This is a genomic window from Leptospira vanthielii serovar Holland str. Waz Holland = ATCC 700522 (assembly GCF_000332455.1).
GTDB classification, from domain to species: Bacteria; Spirochaetota; Leptospiria; order Leptospirales; family Leptospiraceae; genus Leptospira_A; species Leptospira_A vanthielii.
Window position 1 is genome coordinate 39,455 of sequence record NZ_AOGY02000072.1, and the last position, 19,968, is coordinate 59,422.

Consider the following 19,968-nt stretch of genomic DNA (forward strand, 5'->3'; position numbering starts at 1 on the left):
GCTTGGTTAGTGTGAATACAAAGCACCCACACAAGTCCCGCAGATATCGGCATCAGCGTTCGCCGATTTAGCAACAGCCACTCGGATTTTTTTTAGGTCCAACCTTTGGGATGATTTTTCCATTGTGTGTTTGGAAGGATCGAAACCACAGGGAAAGGATTTTACGCCCCCCTTTTCTACTTGGATATGTGCTAGTTCAACATTTTCATAACGAATGAGTGTATACAAACTTTGTCCTCTTCCTTTTTAAAAAAGGAAATTCCCGGATTTGGTCAAGGGGATTTAATAAACAAGAAGAATTTCCTATTTAGAATGGTTCCAAACCTTTGGAACCAAACCCAATTTCTTAGAGTTACAAAAGAATCGGAATCAATTAACAATTTATTTTGTTTGAACGGTGGTAAACTTCAGAAATCCACTAACAAACGTAAGTTTCTTTGCGAATCCAAAATCCCGCACAAGGGATAGAAGCGGAAATCCTTTTGCGTCTCGCAAAAGATTGGAGCGAATAGCCCGGTCCCTTTCTGTTAGGAAAGGGATGTGCCCCCGATTCCTTCCGTGCGGTAATTTTCTTTATACTTCGCATAGTTGTTTGCCGTGCGAGTGATGATTTCGCGGTCTTTGTCTGTGATGTCTCGGATGATTTTGGCGGGGCTACCCATAATGAGAACTCCTGGGGGAATTTTTTTTCCAGGGGGAACAAGGGAACCGGCGCCCACAAAGGACCATTCACCAATCTCCACATCGTCCATAAGCATGGCGCCCATTCCGACAAAACTATGGTCTTTCAAAACACAACCGTGGATGGTCGCATGGTGACCAATGGATACATAATCCCCGATGGTGACCGGGAACAAATCTCTTGCCACATGTACGAGAGTCATGTCTTGGATATTGACATGTTTGCCAATGGTGATGGTATTTACGTCACCACGAAGTACACATTGGAACCAAATGGAAGACTCTTCGCCAATTGTGACTTTTCCAAGTACATCGGCAGAGGGTGCCACCCAGGCCGTGGGGTGGAGAGAAGGGGTATGGCCTTGGAAAGAACGGATCATTCCTGCAAGCGCAAGGCAATCCAAGGGAAACTCAAGGCCTTTTCGTTTTTTCCGCTTGCGTTTTTACCTTCAACTAAGTTACCGTAGTCTTAGATTCAAATGGGATCTCACTCCTCAAAAACGCTATTTTTCTCTAAAAACCTGCTAAGGAACATTTCATGGCAATAGAAATCAAAGTCCCCGAGATGGGGGAATCCGTAACCGAAGCGACTATCAGTGCTTGGACCAAAAAAGAAGGCGATGCTGTCAAAGTAGACGAAGTGCTCGCCATTTTAGAAACAGACAAAGTCTCATTAGAAATCCCTGCTCCTACATCCGGTGTTCTTAAATCCATCTCCAAAAAAGTGGGAGATGTAGTCCATGTGCGAGATATCATCGGTGCCATTGAAGAAGGTGCTGTGGCTGCGGCCCCTGTAAGTCCTTCTGCACCGGCTCCTAAGTCAGAAACTCCTACAGCACAACCTAACACGGGAAAAGTGAACGAGGAACTCCCTCCGGCAGCTCGCAAACTCATCGAAGAAAATAAATTAGATGTAACAAAGATTACTGGAACCGGTCGTAACGGCCAGATCACAAAAGAAGACGTCATCCTCTTTATGGAAAAAGGTGGCGCTTCTTCTCCTAAGGCTGCCGCACCAAGTCCTGAGATTCCAAAAGCAGTGGTTGTCGGTGTGAATAATGGCCCAAGAGAAACTATCGTTCCTATGTCGAAACTGCGCCAAACGATCGCTAATCGACTCGTGAGTGCGCAACATACAGCAGCCATCCTCACTACGTTTAACGAAGTGGATATGTCTCCGATTATGGAACTTCGTAATAAATACAAAGACAAGTTCAAAGAAACTCACGGTGTGGGTCTTGGATTCATGTCCCTCTTTACAAAAGCAGCGGTGGCAGCCCTCAAAGCCTATCCTGCGATCAACGCAGAAATTCGAGGAACAGACATCGTTTACAAAAACTTCTATGACATCGGAGTGGCTGTGGGTGGACCGAAAGGTCTTGTGGTTCCCATTGTGCGTAACGCCGACCTACTTAGTTTTGCGGGCGTAGAACAAGAGATCGCAAGGCTTGCTGGCAAAGTGAAAGATGGAAAAGTTTCTCTCGAAGATATGGAAGGCGGAACTTTTTCTATCTCTAACGGTGGGGTTTATGGTTCGATGATGTCGACACCCATCCTCAATCCGCCGCAATCCGGAATTCTCGGGATGCACAATATCGTCAAACGCGCCGTAGTGGTGAATGACCAAATTGTGATTCGTCCTATGATGTATTTGGCTCTTTCTTATGACCACAGAATTGTGGATGGAAAAGAAGCCGTTCAGTTCCTAGTCAAAATCAAAGAAATGGTAGAGGATCCAACAAGACTCCTCTTTGAGGTATAAGGTTTTATGGAACAATTCGATATCGTTGTCATTGGTGCAGGTCCCGGTGGGTATGTAGCGGCAGTTCGTGCCGCACAGTTGGGTAAAAAAGTTGCCATCATTGAAAAAAGAAAAACACTCGGTGGGACTTGTTTGAATGTAGGTTGTATTCCTTCCAAAGCCCTTCTCGATTCTTCTGAAGAATACCACAAAACAAAACACAAATTAGCCGACCATGGAATCTCTGTAAAAGATGTCAAAATTGATATCGCAAAGATGATGGCCCGTAAAGACAAAGTGGTGGGGGAAGTGACATCGGGTGTGGACTACCTGATGAAAAAAAATAAAATCACTCGTTACCTAGGTCATGCGAGTTTTGTATCTAAGACCGAAGTATCCATCACATCGGAAGATGGAAAAAAAGAATCCATTAGCGGAACGAACATCATCATCGCTTCTGGCTCCACTCCAATCGAGATTCCTCCCCTGCCTGTGGATGGAAAAAATATCGTAACCTCTGACCATGCCATTGGTTTTGATTCGGTTCCTGAACACCTAATCATTGTAGGTGCAGGAGTGATTGGACTCGAACTCGGATCGGTTTGGTTACGCCTCGGTGCCAAAGTCACTGTGGTGGAACTGATGCCACGGCTTTTCGGAACCGCTGACCAAGCGATGGCAAGCCTTGCCGAAAGACTTCTTACCCAGCAAGGGATAGGCTTCCTCTTTGAAACCAAAGTCCATGGTGCCAAAGTGAAAGGTAAAAAAGTAGAAGTAGAGATCGAAGGCAAAGACGGAAAAAAATCCATTCTCGAAGGAGACAAGGTTTTAGTTTCCATCGGTCGCCGCCCGAACACGGACGGACTTGGTGCCAAAGAAATTGGTATCGAGATGACAGACCGTGGTCGCGTGAAAGTGGAACCAAACAAATTCCAAACAAACATTCCGAATATCTATGCGATAGGCGACGTGGTCGATGGACCGATGCTTGCTCATAAAGCCGAAGACGAAGGGATCGCTGTGGCAGAACTCATCTGTGGTAAGTATGGTCATGTAAATTATAAAGCCATTCCTTGGATTGTGTACACTTGGCCGGAAGTGGCTTGGGTGGGACTTGGGGAAGAAGAATTAAAAGCCAAAGGCATTGAATACAAAGTGGGTAAGTACATGTTCAAACCGAACGCTCGTGCCAAAGCCATGAACGAAACGGATGGACAAGTAAAAGTTTTAGCCGACAAAAAAACGGACAAACTCCTGGGAATTTATATCGTGGGACCCCGTGCTTCCGACATGATCGCTGAAGCTGCGATTGCCTTTGAATTTGGTGCTAGTGCGGAAGACATTGCCCGTTCCACACATGCCCACCCCACTCTTTCCGAAGTACTTCGGGAAGCGGCGATGGATGCTGATGCGAAATGGTCCATCCATTCGTAATTTAACTGTTGTTTTGTTGTTTTAGGGAGAGTATATGACAACCGACCAGATGATGAGTTTATACGGCGATAACGTCGTATTGTTGGAAGAGTATTACAAGTTATTTAAAGAAGATCCGTCTTCTTTATCCAAAGATTGGGTTTCTTTTTTCCAAGAATTGGAAAGGACATCCATTCCGAGTAACGGATCTGGCGGGAATGGATTCAACGGAAACGGATATGTCAATTATGCATCCACCGAACACCGGAAAGACTCCTCACTCAGTGACTTCGGGATCATCAACCTACTTAATGCCTATCGTAGACAAGGCCACTTGGCGGCAAACCTCGACCCTCTCGGAATCAACAAACCCAACCGCGAATTCATCGACCTCAAAATTAAAGCCCTAAAACAAAGTGACTTAGAAACAGAAGTCGATTCTGGAATTGCCAATTTAGGAAAAGCCAAACTAAAGGATGTGATCGATTGGTTTGAAAAAACCTACTGCGGATCGATTGGTTGTGAACACTACTACCTTGTCAATGATGAGGAACGTGAATGGTTACAAAACCGAATGGAACCACTCGCAAACAATGAACCGATCAGCAAAAAGGTCGCCTTACGTTTGTTTGAGAAACTTTACCAAGCGGATAGTTTTGAAAACTTTCTCGCTAAAAAATTCGTAGGGAAAAAAAGATTTTCCCTCGAAGGTGGAGAAACCATGATCCCGATGCTTGACACTCTAGTCGAGGAAGCTGGTGGTCATAATATGGATGCCCTTGTCATTGGTATGGCTCACAGGGGACGACTCAATGTTCTTGTAAACATCATCAGAAAACCAGCAGGACTTATTTTTGCTGAGTTTGAAGAAAAACTAAATCCAGGCCAACTGGGTTATGCAGACGTAAAATACCATCTTGGTTATTCCAACCATGTCATGACTCATTATGGAAAAGAAGTCAAACTCTCTCTTGCCTTCAATCCTTCCCACTTAGAAGCGGTGGATCCTGTGATTTTTGGATCAGTTCGGGCCCGCCAAGAAATGGCAAAAGATATGGACCGTTCCAAGTTTATGCCAGTCGCCATCCACGGGGATGCGGCCCTTGCAGGACAAGGTGTGGTCGCCGAAACTCTCAACATGATGAACCTAGATGGTTATACAGTTGGCGGAACTTTCCACATTGTGATCAATAACCAAATTGGATTTACCACTCTTCCCAGTGAATCCAGATCGACTTTGTATGCGACAGACCTTGCCAAAGGATTCCAAGTTCCAATTTTTCACGTAAATGGAGATGACCCGGAAGCCACTTACCGAGTCACAAAACTGGCGTTAGAATACAGACAAAAATTCAAAAAAGATGTGATCATAGATCTTATCTGTTACAGAAGGCTTGGACATAACGAAACAGACGAACCAACTTTCACACAACCACAGATGTATGATATCATCAAAAAACATCCCAAAACCATCAGTATTTATGAAGAGAAATTACTAAAAAGAGGAGATATCACTCCTGAAGAAATCCAATTCATTAAAGATGGAATCCAACAAGGACTCGAAACTTCTTTCCAACAAGCGAAAGAAAAAGACACTCGCATCACGGTAGATACCCTTGGTGGTGTATGGTCTAGATACACAAAAGAACCATTGGATTCTGATGTGCATACAGAGCTTCTCCAACAACAGTTAGGTGGGATTGTCAAGGCAGTCACGACTCTTCCTGAAGGGTATACTGCGAACCCAAAACACATTAAGGTTTTAGAAGATCGTAAAAAAATGGGTGCCGGGGAATTACCGATTGATTGGGGATTTGCAGAATCCCTTTCCTTTGGTTCCATTTTAGAAAATGGATTTCCGATCCGTCTAGGGGGACAAGATGCACAGAGAGGAACTTTCTCTCATAGACATGCAACTCTTTCTGACATTGTGAATGGAAAAAAACTCACCCTTCTCAATCATATCAGCGACAAACAAGCAAAAATCGACATTGTAAACTCTTCCCTTTCGGAATACTCTTGTCTCGGATTTGAATACGGATATTCACTTGCTGACCCCAATAGCCTTGTGATGTGGGAAGCGCAGTTTGGTGACTTTGCCAACAATGCACAGGTGATCTTTGATCAGTTCATTTCCAGTTCGGAAATCAAATGGCAAAGGATGTCTGGTCTTGTTTGTTTACTACCGCATGGGTATGAAGGACAAGGTCCAGAACACTCTTCGGCAAGATTAGAACGGTTCTTACAACTTTGTGCTTTGGACAATATCCAAGTCGCAAACCTAACTACACCGGCTCAGTACTTCCATATCCTACGTCGCCAAATCTTACAAAGTTTTAGAAAACCTCTTATCATCATGACACCGAAGTCTCTACTTCGTTTGAAAGATGCGGCTTCTAGTTTGGAAGATATCACAACGGGTGCGTTTAGAAAAATCCTTCCCGATCCAGTGGCAAAACCGGAAAAAGTAGAGAAGTTACTTTTCTGTTCTGGGAAAGTGTATTACGACCTACGCAAAGCCATCGATGCCCAAAAGTTAGAAAACGTGGCCGTGGTTCGAATCGAACAACTTTACCCATTCCCAGAAAACCATATCAAACAAATGATCACAAGTTACGGTAAATTGAAAAAATTTGTTTGGGTTCAGGAAGAACCAAAAAACCAAGGAGCATGGTTTTTTGTTCGTGATCGAATTGAAGCAGTGATGCCAGAGAACAAACGTTTGCATTATGCAGGTCGTTCGGAGTTCCCAAGTCCTGCTTGTGGTCACGTGGTTACACACTTAAAAGAACAAGAAGATTTAGTAAAGGATGCCCTATCCTAAAGATAGATCATCCCACTACAAGTTAAGATTATCTTGAATGAGGCCTTGGGAGAAATCTCAAGGCTTTTTTTAAGTTACCAAGAATCTAATGACTTGATTATATAACAAGTTTGTAATCAAATTTACATTTGACAAACCATTAAGCAGCTGTTAGGATCTCATCACCATGAAAAAAGCTTCTAACATTAGTTATTTTTTAAGTATCCTTTTTATCCTTGTTGGATTCCATTTTTCCGTATTTTCACAAACTGTATCCCAAACGCCGACTCCAATACAAAAAAAGGAAATCCATTTCGGTTTTTATGAGGGAAGATTTTCTCTACAAGTTACAGGAGGGGATACAATTTACACTGGCGGAAGTCTTACGAACCGAGAAACTTCGTATCAGAATTCTCTCAAAACACAATCAGATCTAGGCCTCATTCAAAAAAGATTGTTAGCAACAGCCAATGTTCCGAATGGGCTACCTCTTCCAGAAAGTAAATTCAATACCGGTAGAACCGAAAGAGTCACTTTTGAATATGGATTGACCGACCATATAGGCATTACTGCTTCGCTTTCAAACAATACTGTAAGTGGAAAAAGGCTCAATCAATTTGTACTTTCCGACCGCACGAATCCAAATGGTTTCAGTCCCTATCTAGAAGCTGTTCCGACTAATTACAGATTTTATGAAGATAAAATTTATGGTTTAGGAATCAACTATCATATATTTTCAAAAAATCGATTCGATCCTTACGTAGGGATTGAGTTAGGGTTTGTTAACTTCAATACATCTTATCGTTCTTATAACAACAATAGTTTATTTTTATACAGTTCCATTGTTTCAGGGCTGGGATATAGTGCACGGATCGCAAGTGGATTCAACTACCACATAACACCTGAGTTTGGATTTACGGTAGAAATCCATGGGATCAAACGTAAGTTAAAGTCTGATGCCTTTCCTTCCGAGACTTTTGAACAAGTGGGATTTCAGTTTGGTGTGATTTTTAATCTGGACAATATGGGTAACATTTAAGATAAAAATTGTTGAACTAATTTTTTTAATAACGTTTCTATTCTGGACTAGAAACTGGTGTCACCAAAGCTTCCAAAGATCCGCTAAGGATCCCTTTGTTTGTTGCCGCATCATAATCAAAAATATGCAGTTTGATCTCCGGCTCGGGAAGTTTTCTTCTTTTATTGATTTGTTTGTCAGGATTTTTCCCCAAAACTAAAGTTAAGTGATTTTTCGCAGAATTATAAACTAACTTTCGAAAATGGAATCCCACAGGAAGAACAGTGTTGAGCCCGCTAGTCTCTGGATCAAAAAGATACACCAATTTATGATCTTTGTAGTTTAGAACTCCATCTAAATTACTATCTTCTGTAACTGCCAAAATTATGATTTTTTTCTCTAAGGCAAGAACATCTTCTTTGGGATCATCAATGGTATTAGAAACAGATTTTTTCGCAAAGTCTCCAGCGAAAAAATCCCAGATGTATACATCGTGAGGAAAAAGTTTTTGCACCTTCCCATCTTTTAAATTGATAGAGTATAAATTCCTTGCATGAGACAAAATCCCATCGGGGCCAAATCCACCCGATTCAGTGACAAGGCCATGAGGGTAGATAAAGTATTGTTTCCAATAAATTTTACCATTCCCATCTTCTAAATCCAAACTATCAGTGGGTTCTGGGCTGTTGTCCTTTTCTTTAGACTCGGGAGTTTCTACTGTGACTTCATACCCATCATCATAGAGGCGCCAACTTTTAGACAAACTAAAAGTAAGCACCGCTAAGATGAGTAAAAAGAATAGAAAGACTCCGACTCTAAATTTTTCCATTATTTATTTGCGTTGTATGCCTTTATGGCACTAAACACTTCATCCAATTCTGAATCTGTCATATAAGCAAAAAGTGGAAAGTTAAGAACGGATTTAGAGATCCTTCGTGCATTCCCATCCTTCCCAAATCTTTCAATCAGGTATGGTTTGGCGCCCGGTTGGTCAGACATGGCCCCAGGATAAATATTTCCAAATCCAATTCCTTTGTCTTTTAAGACAGCTTCAATTTTGGGACGCACCTCTGGGTCCACCAAAGTCACGTTACAGTAACCATTTTCATCGTAACCTTTGGGTGGTTGGATTACTCCAATCCCAAGGCCTGGAAGTTCTTTGTAGTATATGTTCTGTGATTTTTTACGAGAATCAATTCTTGTCTGCAGGTGTTTTAAAGATAAATTAAGGAAAGCTGCTTGCAGTGAATCAAGCCTTGAGTTCCAACCCACAAGTCCATGTTCATAATGAGAAGTCCTTCCATGGTTGACTAAACGACGAGTCACAACCGATAACTCTTCATCGTTTGTAAATACAGCACCACCATCACCGGCAGCACCTAACACCTTTGCAGGGTAAAAGGAAGTCGTGGAAATGAGAGCGTCTTTATACAAAGACTTGCCGTTGAACTTCACTCCAAAACACTGAGCTCCGTCTTCAATAAGAGCTACGTTCTTTTCTTTGCAAAATTTACGAAGTTCTTCAATTTTGGAAGTTCCCCATCCATACAAATGCACAACAAGCGCAGCCTTTGGTTTTACTTTTTCCACAGCTTCCTGGAAAACTTGGAAATCCATTTGTAAATCGTCTGGATTGGTATCAATGGTGTAAGGATCCCCACCCACATTCACTACCGCTTCAAACGTAGCCCAAAACGTAGAATCCGGTAACAAAACTTTATCGCCACGACCCACACCCACAGCACGAAGAGCTAACTGCAAAGCATCCGTTCCATTGGCACATCCAATGGCATACTTTGTTTCTGCCCAAGTGGCAAGACCTGCTTCCAAATCAGAAACTTCGTTTCCACCGATAAACTGTGCGTTTTGTGACATGGACTTTACTTTTTCATTCCAGGTGTCCAAAAATCCTGGTTCAAATCGTTTGATATCTATAAATGGAACTGCCATTGTATGCCCTTTCTAATTACTTATTTGTGAATATTTGATGAAGCCAACCATTGAACTCTTTGGAGTACATAGTCCAAAGAAAAAATAAAGCCCAATACAGAACCGTCCCATAAGCAAGTGCTGGAATCAAGGTTTTACTTAAGTTATTGGATGCAGAATAATAAATTCGAATGAGAACAAGGGGCCATAAAAAGAATAAAAAAACATAGATGGAATTTCCCATAGCAGAGATCCAAAGGAGAACTTCTGCTTTGGGGTTTTCCTTCCAACGGGCCACCCCTTCCCAAAATTCAGGAAAGAATTGAACCAGATAAAAACAAAACACAAGAAAGAAAAAAAACTTCCAGTGTGACTCTAAATCTCTCCGGAAGAGAGTGAGAAGGAGGCCCACAAACCAAATGAATAAAACAGGAAAGGCAACGGTTTCCAATAGTGTCATGAGTTATTTTTCTTTTGTCTCCGTGAGTCTTTCTAAACAGGAGATGAGTCCTGTGGGATCACAGATCCCTTTTCCTGCAATGTCAAAGGCTGTCCCATGGTCCGGGGACACACGAGTAAAATCCAGTCCTAAGGTTATGTTGACTCCCTTTTTCCCTTCAAGCAATTTAAATGGAATGAGTCCCTGGTCATGATACCCGGCCAAATACAAATCGTATGTTTTGGCTCCTGGCAAAAAAGCCGAATCCGCAGAAAGAGGACCTTCCACCTGAAACTTTGCTTTTCGTAAGATTTTAGCGCCCACTGACAAGATGGTGGATTCTTCATCCCCAATCTTTCCACCCTCACCCGCATGTGGGTTTAGCCCTAAATAAGCAATTTTTGGATTTTTTAAAAACTGCGAACGGCGGAGTGCAGAACTCAGATCCTTCCAAGAAAATCGTTTCAATTCTTTCACCACGTCTTTTAGGGGAACATGAGTGGTTAATGGAATTACATTTAATTTCTCACCCGACATCATCATAAACGTAGGTCGTTTATAATACGTAGCCAAGGTTTCTGTATGACCCCGAAATCCTTTGATACCTGCCTTATTTACCCACTCCTTCGAAAGAGGAAGAGTGATGAGGTCAGCTCCTAATTCCTTTTGTAAGTCCATAGCGGCAAGAAGTGAATCGTAGGCCATTCTACCTGAGGTTTTGGAGGGTTTACCGAGAGTAAAATTACGCGATTTTTTAGAATCAGACCAAGGGAGAGAATAGAATCCAGGTCCGGCACTCGGTTTGGAAAGGCTTGGAAGCGAGGGGACCGTGAGATTGTGGGGGCCACGGATGAAATAAATGCGATGGCGTTTCCCTAAGGATAACAAGAGAGGGAAGGCAGAAACCAAAAGTTCGTAGTTGATACTTGTGGGATCGCCTTCCGAAATCAGAATGGTTTTCAATTATTCTTTTGCGTTTGGTTGTTTCCCAAAAATTTTCTCAACACTTAAAGAATCTTTGGAGTATTCCAACTCGATTAAGTCTTTAGCGCTGTGTTTGAGGTCGTTGGAAATCATACAACGTCCTTCTAGAATCACCCCATTTTGTATGATGAGTTCCGGTGTTTTGATATCGCCAAGGATTTTTGAAGTAGGAAGGAGCATCACGCGGTTTCTTGCAGTCACGTTTCCCGCCACAATTCCTTCTACGATGACACTGGCAGCTGTGATGTTGGTTTTGACCTTTCCGGTAACACCAATGTAGAGGTGTTCGGCTTGGAGGGATTTCCCCTCGAATTTACCGTCAATTTTTAAGGATCCATTGATAAAGAATTTACCGTTGAAGTAAGAATTCTCACCAATAGTTGAATTGGTAACTTCGGTCTGATTTTTGACTAATGCCATGCTGTTACGGGTCCGTGAATGTGATTTTTCACAGTGTCCTCGTTCCCCCCGGGAATGAAAAGGTTTTTTTACCCTCGAAAAGACGGGAGTCGAATCAAATCGCAAGCCTCTTCCGCAAATTCTTGAAATTCACGAAGCCCTTCCATAATCGAACGGCCTTCCAAAACCGTGGCCCTTTCAAACCTAGGATTGAATTTGATCGGTTCTTCCATGTTCATAATCACATTTACCCCATCTTTGATGTCTTTATTCACCGCAGTGAGGAAATCACGAAATTTACCCAAGGTTTCAAAGGATTCAGCGATGAAAATTCGGGACTGTTTGTTTTTCATCCTAGATAGCTGTTCACGGAACTCTTGTTTGTCGGCAGCCGCATACTCTTCGACAGTTTCCACAAGGATTTTCATATTTCGTCGCAAGTTTTCCATATACTTAAGAACAGTATCCCTTTCTGTAGCATGAGAATAATCAAATTTAATATGGCCATCCCCAAGGATAGGGATATATTCCAAATCCATAATATTTACAAGGGTTCCAATTTGATTGATTTCGCTATCATTCGAATTGGGTGATATTTTCATTACCGGATACTGAGATATAACCTTGTGTTTGAGGTTTTCAGGATTTTCCTCTCTGGTTTTTGCATTACGCATCGTCTGCTCTAAGTTATCTGGAATTCCTTCGGGAGAAACTTCTTGCATACGACGTCTGTAACGTTCTATGTCATATGCCACTCGTTCCTTTTGCAGATCATTTTTTGCATTTCTTTCAATTTTCTCCAAATTCCTTAGCATTTTCTGCAATTTGGAGAGTTCCATAATCTGTTCTTGCGTGAGTGGCATTTTATTCCCAACCTTCTGGAATACTAACAGATTCACCAGATGCCAGAAGCGTTCGCTCAATAGAAGAACCTAATGTCTCATCACCAGTAACTTTTAAAACTCGAAAGTACAAATTGAGAGCAAAAGGCAAATACTTAAGTCGCCCGGCTTTTTTATAAAAGTTTAAAAACTTGTCATTTTCCTTTTTAACAAAAGCAATAGAGGCCAATTGTAAATTGATAAAATAAGAATATGGTTTAAGAAGTAATTCGTTTTTTAAATCATCTTCGTAACGGGTTCCTTCATTTCGAAATCGAACTACCGTTTCGACAAACGGATCCATTTCATGAGACAATTCATATCCAAATCCATTGCTAACGGTCCAGTCTCCGCGAAGACTAGTTTCTAAATCTTCTCTGTAACGTAAAAAAGTTTCTTCTGGAAAATATCGTTTCGCATAACGTAAAGCAGGGAAGGCAGGAATTTTCCCAAGGGAAACCGAACAAAATTTTTGTTTCTCCCAATCTTCCCATTCTGCGTAAAAACCTATCAGGAACTTCCAAAATCGGAACGTTTCTTCTCCACTAAACCATCCCATTTCAATTGCATGAAAAAGAACTCCAGAAACCTGCCAATGAGAATCGAGAGTTACGGCATCGGTGAGAGTTTTAAAATCTAAATATTCGCGTTTCCCCTGCACATATTCAACTAACGCATGCAATATGGTATTTTCATAGGGAAGTTCAGAAAATTCCCACCCCAGTAAAAACAAAAATCTGCGGTTATCATCGGTTTGACCAAAGAATTCTTTGGTTTTTAAGACCCAATTGCGAAACTCGGCGATCTGACCCGAATACAAAAGGCCAAATCCAACAAGCTCCCAATCCTCTCTTTCCATCTCTTCAAACTCTCGGTTTTGGCAAAGTTCCCAAATTTGGTCTAAAGACTGACTTGGGAACGGCGATGGGGTGGTCAATTGCGGGTCTTTGAACCGATTGGCGACTTCATTTTCCCCCAAAAAGGAACAAAGGCTGAACCCACCAGAAAAATCGGTCGATAAATAGTAGAGATAGTTTGCAAAACGAGACTGATCGCCTGAAAAGAAGGCACGTAAACTAGGCCAGAGTTCGGAAAGTGTGGCCGTTTTAGGAAGTACGGGCCCTTTGTGGAATTCGATACGATATTCCGGCCATTGCAGTTTGTATTCTGTTTGTAAGCTCATAAGGAGAGGAACCTTCCCTCTCTAAATTCGTAATCATAGGAAGTATGCATGAGGCATTTTTGGTTAGCAAGTAGAATTCTTCTCTTTTTCACAACATCCCTATTTGCGGAAACTGATCTCCAATATCTAATCAAATCCCACCAGTGGGGGCAAATTGAAAATCATTTTAGAAATACAAATCCGTCTCGCGAAAGTGAAGTGTATAGTCTTATCGAATTTCATGAAAAATCACCTAACGGAGACAAGGAGAAACGATTTCGGTATTTGATTTCTCTCGTTCGTGGTGTTTTTGTCACGGAATCATCGGAAGAGGAAGTAAGAAAAATCCTGACACAAACCATGCCTTTCCAAACCACTCTATTCAAACTGAGTTATTGGAAGTTGTACACAGAGATTACCCAAAGAAACTACCTGACACCTGCCGAAAGAATCCAATTTCTAAACCGATTGAATTTAGAAGAAGATCCTATTTGCCGCCGTCTTCTGGATGAACTGGTAAGACTACTTGCCGCAAACAACCAATGGAAAGAAATTTTAGAAAAAATCAACTCCATCCAAGAAACACACAGAAGATACCTTCTCACTGGGGACACACAGTACAGATACGGAAAAGCAAAACTCATTTTAGGTGATGAAAAGTCCGCAGTAGAAGAGTGGCTAAATCTCCTACAAAGAGATGGATTATCAGACTCTACGGTACAGATGGTCGCAGCGGATTGGTCCAAATACAAAGGTTCTGGTAGTATCTTACAACTGGCCCCATCTGAGCTCACCCTTCTACTTCCTGCGGTCAGTCATAATGACAAAGAAGCATTGTTTCGCACAAGGCCTGAACTTTTTTCGACAAGACTTGCCTACTATGAAGGTTTTAAACACCTAACTTTAGTTCTAACAAAAATAGGAAAAACAAACGAATTATATAGAGTTTTGCGTTCCAACAAAATCTTTGTGGATATGGATTCTTCATGGATCGTTTCCCTTGCCGATGTTTTGTACCAACAAAACAAATTCCAAGCGGCCATTGAACTCTTAAAAACTTTCCCTGGCAAAGATGCAGGATACTACCGAGTATTCACCGCATCTTACGACCGTTTGGGGGATAGAGAATTGTATTTTGAAAATCTAATTCTGTATTTAGGGAAGTATCCATTTAATCTTTTTTACCAAGACCGACTAATCGAATATCTTGTGGACCGCCAAGGAGAAAAATCCAATTATGCACCACTGGCAAAATTTGAAAGGGCTCTTGCTGAAATTCCAAACCTCCCCGTTAAAGGCCGACTAGTATATTGGTATTTACGTGCTCTGAAAGAAAATGGTGACATTGAGAAATTAAAAAAAGAACTCAAACGTTATTATGCCCTTTGTCCTGGCTCTTACTATACAAGAGTGATCCGAGAAGAATTTTTATCAATCATCAAAGAATCAAATAAACCAGACAATCCCACGTATAACAAAGAGTATCTTTTTGAATACCTATCTTACACTGCAGGAATTCCAGAGGAATCCTATGCAATCCTTGGTCGCAACTTGGGATTTGTTTATCCGAAGGATTCCTATGAATTAGGAAACAAACTGGGAGGGATGAGTTCAAGGATCCAAGGACATAAACTACTCAACCTCGCCAAAGAATACTTCCGTGTGGGAGAAGATAGTTTGGGTTTAAGCCTTGTTAACTTTCACGTAAAACGAGAGAATCTTTCCGAAGAAGAAAAAGATGAAATTTTAGTAGGAATTGGGGACCTAACTTATAACACATATTATACGGCATTTCACACCAGATCACTTCTGAAAAGACATTTTATCCCCGATGATCCCATCCTACTCCCCACGTCTATCTCTGTCAGGATCTATCCAAGGCCCCACCAAAGTATTGTCTCTCGTTACGCAAATGAAAACGATATCTCGGAAGACAAGGTTTACGCTCTCATGCGACAAGAATCCTTCTTTAAAGAAACGGCGACCTCAAGATCCAATGCACGAGGGCTCATGCAAATAATGCCTGCTACGGGCAGAGAACTTGCTTCCCGGATGGGAATCACATCCTACTCGCTCTATGAACCCGAAACCTCCATCCGTTTGGGGACAAAATTTTTAGCTTATCTTTTGAAATCCAATGGGAACGAATTAAAATGGGCATCCATTGCGTATAACGGTGGGCCAGGGAATTTGCGGAAATGGAAGAAGTCCGTTTACTCAGGTGATTTTAACCATTTTTTAGAAGACCTTCCTTACAAAGAGTCGAGAGATTACTGTCGCATCGTGGTTTCGAATTTCTACGCTTATGACATCATGAAAAAATACCATAAGTTATAAAAAATGGCTTTTCCCCACCCTTTCCTCTGTCTATCCTTTGAAATAGACAGAGATATACAGGAGAAGATATGTCCGAAAAGGCAATTCTGAAAGTGGATGGAAAAGAGTTCGAACTTCCGATTTTAGTGGGAAGCGAAAACGAGAAGGCAATTGATATTACTAAACTCCGCCAATTGTCCGGTTATGTTACGATTGATTCCGGTTATTTAAATACAGGTGCTTGCACCAGTGAGATCACCTTTCTCGATGGAGAACAAGGGATCCTCCGTTACCGCGGAATTCCTATTGATGATTTGGCCGCTAAGTCTACTTTTACTGAGGTAGCTTATTTACTCATCTACGGCAAACTTCCAAACGATGCACAGCTAAAAGAATGGAATAGCTCCATTACCAAACATACTATGATCCACGAGGATCTCAAACGCCTGTTCAACGGTTTTCCAAAAGATGGTCACCCAATGGCGATCATGTCTTGTATGATGGGATGTTTATCTACATACTACCAAGATAGTTATGATCCAATGAATGAGGAACACAGAGAGATCTCCATCATTCGACTCCTTGCAAAATTCCCAACAATTGCCGCTTACGCTTATAAAAAATCTATCGGACAACCCATCATCCACCCACTCAATGAATTGGACTATGCTTCTAATTTTATGAATATGATGTTTGCGGTTCCTGCGGAAGATTATCATATTGATCCAGAAATTGTATCTGCACTCAACTTACTTCTCATCTTACATGCAGACCACGAACAAAACTGTTCTACGTCTACTGTTCGTTTGGTGGGATCATCTCTTGCCAACTTATACGGTGCCATTTCTGCAGGAATCCTAGCTCTCTGGGGACCACGTCACGGTGGGGCCAACCAAGAAGTATTGGAAATGTTGGAAGGAATTAAAAAAAGCGGACTCTCGGTTAAAAAAATCGTAGAACAAGCCAAAGACAAAAACTCCAGTTTCCGATTGAATGGGTTTGGTCACCGAGTTTACAAAAACTTTGACCCTCGTGCCAAAATCATCAAAGTGGCTTGTGATAAAGTTTTAAACAAACTTGGTATCAAAGACCCACTTCTTGACATTGCCAAAGAATTGGAAGAAGCGGCACTCAACGATCCATACTTTGTCGAAAGAAAACTCTATCCAAACGTAGACTTCTATTCAGGAATCATCTACCGTGCACTTGGAATTCCAACTAATATGTTTACAGTCATGTTTGCAATGGGAAGGCTTCCAGGTTGGATTGCGCAGTGGAAAGAGATGATTGAAGACCCAAGTTTAAAGATTGGTCGACCACGCCAAATTTATACAGGTCCACAAGAGATCTCTTACGAAGCAGCAAAAAAACAGGCTTAACACCGAAACGAAAAAAGGACAGGGGATGAGGATCTCCTGTCCAAGACCAATCAATTGAAAAAAACTGCTCGGACAAAAATCCTTTTTCTAGCTTTACTCTCCTCTCTCTCTTTTACAAAACCAATTCTTTCTGAAACTCCAAGCGACGTTGGGGAACGAATCATCCACACCACAAAATTCACTTATTGGATTGATCCCACATCTTCTGTTCCCTTAGAATCCGTATTAAAAACAGGGCAATTTTCAAAGATTACTGATGATTTTATCAACTTTGGATTTTTGGAAGGAACCCTTTGGTTAAAACTAGATCCCAAAGATTTCCCCGATCCGATCAAATACCCATTACTTCTGATCCAAGCACATAACATTGATTCCGTGGAACTATTTCACAAAAACGATGGGAATACTTATGTAGTTTCCAAGTCCGGCCATATCCAACCCGTATTTCAAAGAGAAATCCCCCATAGAAATTTTGCCTTCCGAATCGGGCACGAAAAAGAAACCATTCTCATCGCCATTCGATCAGAAATCTCTCTACAGTTTGCTTTTGTTTTCACTAACCAAAGAAATCTGCAACGAGAGGACTACATTTCACAATGGATCTATGGTTTATTTTTTGGAAGTTTAGGAATCATCATCTTATACAATCTTGCAATTGCCTTTTTCGTAAGAGATCGGAATTATTTTTATTATATTGGTTATGTGCTTTTTTTTGGCCTCGGCCAACTTTCTCTTTTAGGTTTTTGGGGGTATTTTTTTGTCCCTGATTCTTATTTTTGGAAACGGATAGGTATCCCCGTTTTTTTCAGTATTTGTCTTTTTTTCTTTGTATTGTTTACATCCCATTTTCTAAAACTAAAAACACGAATACCCAAAGTGGCTCGCTTCTACCAAGTTTTGGGAGTTTTTTCCCTACTGAATGCCGTAGTCGCTTTGTTTGGTGGGATCTCACAATCATCCATCGGTGTGAGTCTGCTTTCTGTTTTGATTTGTATCAGTTTACTAATCGTACTTGTCTGGGGAATTTGGCGGAGAATTCGTTCCTTTTATTATTTTGCCATTGCCTTTGTTTTATTACTTCTTACTTGCACAGTGTACGGGTTACTCAAATTTGGGATCCTTCCTTCTAATCCATTTTTAGAAGAAATGTTATTTCCCATCGCTTCTCTTGCTGACATCACTTTGTTTGCATTGGCTTTGGCTGATCGTATCCAATTGTTACGCCAAGAAAAAGATATGGCGCTGGCACAGGTCACTAGCCTACGAAGAGAAAGAAAGATTTCCAGGGACATCCTCATGCAATCTCTTCCAAAAACCATTCCCAATGTGAAGAATTTACAGATCCAAATTTTTATTTTGCCAATGAAAGATGTGGGTGGTGACTTCTATGAATACTTCTCACCTAATCCCTATGAAATAGGCATTGTACTCTGTGATGTTTCGGGGCATGGAATTCCTGCTTCTCTGATTTCTGCCATGGGAAAAGTAGCCTTTACCACACAAAAGGACAATATCTCTTCACCCAAACAAGTATTAGAGGGTATGAACCGCGTGTTATACGGTAACTGTAATCCTCAATATGTAACTGCCTCCTATGTATATCTAAATACATCCACCAAGGTTTGGCGGTTTGGACGGGCGGGTCATCCAAGTGCCTATCTCCAAAGAGCCAGTGGTGAGATCATCAAAGTCCATCCCAAAGGAAAAATTATTGGTGTGTTTCCAGAAATCCAAATTGAAGAATCAAGCTACCTAGTCGAACCCAAAGACCGAATCCTTATTCTTAGTGATGGAGTTTTGGAATGTTTTACTCCCGAAGGGAAAATGTATGGAGAAGCGGGTTTATTGGAATTTTTACGGACTAACAGGGGGCTGCCAAACCATCTATTCAAAGGAAAACTCATCCAGGATTTAGAGTCGTTTTCTAAAGCCGAAATAAAAGAGTGGGAGGACGACCTAACGTTTATTTTTCTGGAATTGGTATGACAAAAAGTTACGAACTCTTGGATTCAGGTGATTTATCCAAATTGGAAATTGTAGGTGGTTACAAACTCCTTCGCTCTTCCCCTACTTCTGCTTATGGGAAAGCAACTCCTGAAATTTGGACCGACCTCCATGCGCAGTACATCAAAAATGATTCCGGTGCCGGACATTGGAATTTTCAAAAGAAAGTTCCCGAAAGTTTTACCATTGAATTTTCCAACCTAACTTTTAAAATCAAACTCACTCCTTTTGGTCACATCGGACTTTTCCCAGAACAAGAAACCAATTGGAACCGAATCCGAGAGATTGGAAAAAAGAAACAAGGCCTCGAAGTCCTAAACCTATTTGCTTATTCAGGGGGATCCACACTTGCTTGTTTGGATTCGGGTATGGGAGTTTGTCATGTGGATGCTTCCAAAGGAATGGTGGACTGGGCACGCGAAAATGCGAAACTATCAGGGTTGGATTCCAAACCAGTCCGTTGGATTGTGGATGACGTAATGAAGTTTATTCGTCGAGAAATCAAACGCGGGAAAAAATACCAAGGCCTCATCCTCGACCCACCAAGTTTCGGACGTGGTTCCAAAGGAGAGGTTTGGAAGATTGAAGAAAACCTTTCAGAACTTATGGATGCTCTTATGGAACTCTCCGATTCCAAACCAGAATTTGTCATCCTCAGTTGCCATAGCCAAGGGTTTAGTCCCCTAACATTAGAAAGGATATTGTCGTCGCGAATCAAAACAAAAGGCACTTACCAAACATCCGAGTTATTCATCCCTGAAAGATCAGGAAAAAAATACCCTGCCGGATTTTGTACTTTCTTCTCCAAATAAAAAAGAA

General features: G+C 41.5%; 17 protein-coding genes. 8 read left to right on the forward strand and 9 right to left on the reverse strand.

The features are described from left to right. Positions 1-6 precede the first annotated feature (6 nt). Positions 7-228 carry a hypothetical protein gene (locus tag LEP1GSC199_RS17920; RefSeq protein WP_002989399.1) on the reverse strand — a complete coding sequence of 74 codons (222 nt, stop codon included), beginning with the start codon at positions 226-228 and terminating at the stop codon, positions 7-9. Between the two features lie 299 nt (positions 229-527). Next, positions 528-1,061, reverse strand: a complete 534-nt coding sequence (locus LEP1GSC199_RS17930; protein WP_039927404.1) for a gamma carbonic anhydrase family protein — start codon at positions 1,059-1,061, stop codon at positions 528-530. Positions 1,062-1,219: 158 nt separating this feature from the next. Here LEP1GSC199_RS17930 and odhB point away from each other — a divergent pair, with 158 nt between their 5' ends. From odhB to LEP1GSC199_RS17950, 4 genes are all read left to right on the forward strand, one after another. Then, positions 1,220-2,443: a 2-oxoglutarate dehydrogenase complex dihydrolipoyllysine-residue succinyltransferase gene (gene odhB, locus LEP1GSC199_RS17935; protein WP_002989294.1), complete on the forward strand. Its 1,224-nt coding sequence runs from the start codon at positions 1,220-1,222 to the stop codon at positions 2,441-2,443. Between the two features lie 6 nt (positions 2,444-2,449). Then, positions 2,450-3,856, forward strand: a complete 1,407-nt coding sequence (lpdA, locus tag LEP1GSC199_RS17940; protein WP_002989568.1) for a dihydrolipoyl dehydrogenase — start codon at positions 2,450-2,452, stop codon at positions 3,854-3,856. Between the two features lie 34 nt (positions 3,857-3,890). Next, a complete protein-coding gene (locus tag LEP1GSC199_RS17945; RefSeq protein WP_002989267.1) occupies positions 3,891-6,659 on the forward strand; it encodes a 2-oxoglutarate dehydrogenase E1 component in 2,769 nt (922 codons plus the stop codon). Positions 6,660-6,825: 166 nt separating this feature from the next. Then, positions 6,826-7,677, forward strand: a complete 852-nt coding sequence (locus LEP1GSC199_RS17950; RefSeq protein ID WP_002989548.1) for an outer membrane beta-barrel protein — start codon at positions 6,826-6,828, stop codon at positions 7,675-7,677. A 37-nt stretch (positions 7,678-7,714) separates the two neighbouring features. On the opposite strand, the gene LEP1GSC199_RS17955 is transcribed toward LEP1GSC199_RS17950, so the two are convergent. The 7 genes from LEP1GSC199_RS17955 to LEP1GSC199_RS17985 all read right to left on the reverse strand — a co-directional run bounded on the left by LEP1GSC199_RS17955 (position 7,715) and on the right by LEP1GSC199_RS17985 (position 13,471). Then, entirely contained in the window at positions 7,715-8,485 is a 771-nt protein-coding gene (locus tag LEP1GSC199_RS17955) for a hypothetical protein (protein WP_002989243.1), read from the reverse strand. Beyond that, positions 8,485-9,606 carry a DegT/DnrJ/EryC1/StrS aminotransferase family protein gene (locus LEP1GSC199_RS17960; RefSeq protein WP_002989495.1) on the reverse strand — a complete coding sequence of 374 codons (1,122 nt, stop codon included), beginning with the start codon at positions 9,604-9,606 and terminating at the stop codon, positions 8,485-8,487. The genes LEP1GSC199_RS17955 and LEP1GSC199_RS17960 overlap by 1 nt, the downstream gene beginning before the upstream one ends. A gap of 16 nt (positions 9,607-9,622) precedes the next feature. Then, the gene (locus tag LEP1GSC199_RS17965; RefSeq protein WP_002989327.1) at positions 9,623-10,045 is read right to left on the reverse strand and encodes a hypothetical protein; all 423 of its coding nucleotides are present in this window, start codon (positions 10,043-10,045) and stop codon (positions 9,623-9,625) included. Positions 10,046-10,048: 3 nt separating this feature from the next. Continuing rightward, positions 10,049-10,987, reverse strand: coding sequence for a PdxA family dehydrogenase (locus LEP1GSC199_RS17970; RefSeq protein WP_002989526.1), 939 nt, complete (start codon positions 10,985-10,987; stop codon positions 10,049-10,051). Continuing rightward, positions 10,988-11,428, reverse strand: coding sequence for a bactofilin family protein (locus tag LEP1GSC199_RS17975; protein WP_002989231.1), 441 nt, complete (start codon positions 11,426-11,428; stop codon positions 10,988-10,990). Positions 11,429-11,496: 68 nt separating this feature from the next. Then, the gene (locus LEP1GSC199_RS17980; protein WP_002989466.1) at positions 11,497-12,270 is read right to left on the reverse strand and encodes a hypothetical protein; all 774 of its coding nucleotides are present in this window, start codon (positions 12,268-12,270) and stop codon (positions 11,497-11,499) included. 1 nt (position 12,271) lies between these two features. Then, positions 12,272-13,471, reverse strand: coding sequence for an LBF_1011 family protein (locus LEP1GSC199_RS17985; protein WP_002989520.1), 1,200 nt, complete (start codon positions 13,469-13,471; stop codon positions 12,272-12,274). 48 nt (positions 13,472-13,519) lie between these two features. Here LEP1GSC199_RS17985 and LEP1GSC199_RS17990 point away from each other — a divergent pair, with 48 nt between their 5' ends. From LEP1GSC199_RS17990 to LEP1GSC199_RS18005, 4 genes are all read left to right on the forward strand, one after another. Next, on the forward strand, positions 13,520-15,787 hold the full coding sequence (locus tag LEP1GSC199_RS17990) for a lytic transglycosylase domain-containing protein (protein ID WP_002989288.1): 2,268 nt from the start codon (positions 13,520-13,522) through the stop codon (positions 15,785-15,787). A 68-nt stretch (positions 15,788-15,855) separates the two neighbouring features. Then, the gene (locus LEP1GSC199_RS17995) at positions 15,856-17,145 is read left to right on the forward strand and encodes a citrate synthase (RefSeq protein WP_002973093.1); all 1,290 of its coding nucleotides are present in this window, start codon (positions 15,856-15,858) and stop codon (positions 17,143-17,145) included. 54 nt (positions 17,146-17,199) lie between these two features. Beyond that, on the forward strand, positions 17,200-19,131 hold the full coding sequence (locus LEP1GSC199_RS18000; protein ID WP_002989663.1) for a 7TM diverse intracellular signaling domain-containing protein: 1,932 nt from the start codon (positions 17,200-17,202) through the stop codon (positions 19,129-19,131). Next, the gene (locus tag LEP1GSC199_RS18005; RefSeq protein WP_002989274.1) at positions 19,128-19,961 is read left to right on the forward strand and encodes a class I SAM-dependent methyltransferase; all 834 of its coding nucleotides are present in this window, start codon (positions 19,128-19,130) and stop codon (positions 19,959-19,961) included. The genes LEP1GSC199_RS18000 and LEP1GSC199_RS18005 overlap by 4 nt, the downstream gene beginning before the upstream one ends. The last annotated feature ends 7 nt before the right edge of the window (positions 19,962-19,968 follow it).

What these genes read in the sequence shown, in the direction of transcription:
- LEP1GSC199_RS17950 (WP_002989548.1), top strand. Translation starts at nt 6,826, where the DNA reads ATGAAAAAAGCTTCTAACATTAGTTATTTTTTAAGTATCCTTTTTATC.
- LEP1GSC199_RS17955 (WP_002989243.1), bottom strand. Translation starts at nt 8,485, where the DNA reads ATGGAAAAATTTAGAGTCGGAGTCTTTCTATTCTTTTTACTCATCTTA.
- LEP1GSC199_RS17995 (WP_002973093.1), top strand. Translation starts at nt 15,856, where the DNA reads ATGTCCGAAAAGGCAATTCTGAAAGTGGATGGAAAAGAGTTCGAACTT.
- LEP1GSC199_RS18005 (WP_002989274.1), top strand. Translation starts at nt 19,128, where the DNA reads ATGACAAAAAGTTACGAACTCTTGGATTCAGGTGATTTATCCAAATTG.
- LEP1GSC199_RS17990 (WP_002989288.1), top strand. Translation starts at nt 13,520, where the DNA reads ATGAGGCATTTTTGGTTAGCAAGTAGAATTCTTCTCTTTTTCACAACA.
- LEP1GSC199_RS17930 (WP_039927404.1), bottom strand. Translation starts at nt 1,061, where the DNA reads ATGATCCGTTCTTTCCAAGGCCATACCCCTTCTCTCCACCCCACGGCC.
- LEP1GSC199_RS17945 (WP_002989267.1), top strand. Translation starts at nt 3,891, where the DNA reads ATGACAACCGACCAGATGATGAGTTTATACGGCGATAACGTCGTATTG.
- LEP1GSC199_RS17960 (WP_002989495.1), bottom strand. Translation starts at nt 9,606, where the DNA reads ATGGCAGTTCCATTTATAGATATCAAACGATTTGAACCAGGATTTTTG.
- LEP1GSC199_RS17985 (WP_002989520.1), bottom strand. Translation starts at nt 13,471, where the DNA reads ATGAGCTTACAAACAGAATACAAACTGCAATGGCCGGAATATCGTATC.
- LEP1GSC199_RS17975 (WP_002989231.1), bottom strand. Translation starts at nt 11,428, where the DNA reads ATGGCATTAGTCAAAAATCAGACCGAAGTTACCAATTCAACTATTGGT.
- LEP1GSC199_RS17965 (WP_002989327.1), bottom strand. Translation starts at nt 10,045, where the DNA reads ATGACACTATTGGAAACCGTTGCCTTTCCTGTTTTATTCATTTGGTTT.
- LEP1GSC199_RS17980 (WP_002989466.1), bottom strand. Translation starts at nt 12,270, where the DNA reads ATGCCACTCACGCAAGAACAGATTATGGAACTCTCCAAATTGCAGAAA.
- odhB (WP_002989294.1), top strand. Translation starts at nt 1,220, where the DNA reads ATGGCAATAGAAATCAAAGTCCCCGAGATGGGGGAATCCGTAACCGAA.
- lpdA (WP_002989568.1), top strand. Translation starts at nt 2,450, where the DNA reads ATGGAACAATTCGATATCGTTGTCATTGGTGCAGGTCCCGGTGGGTAT.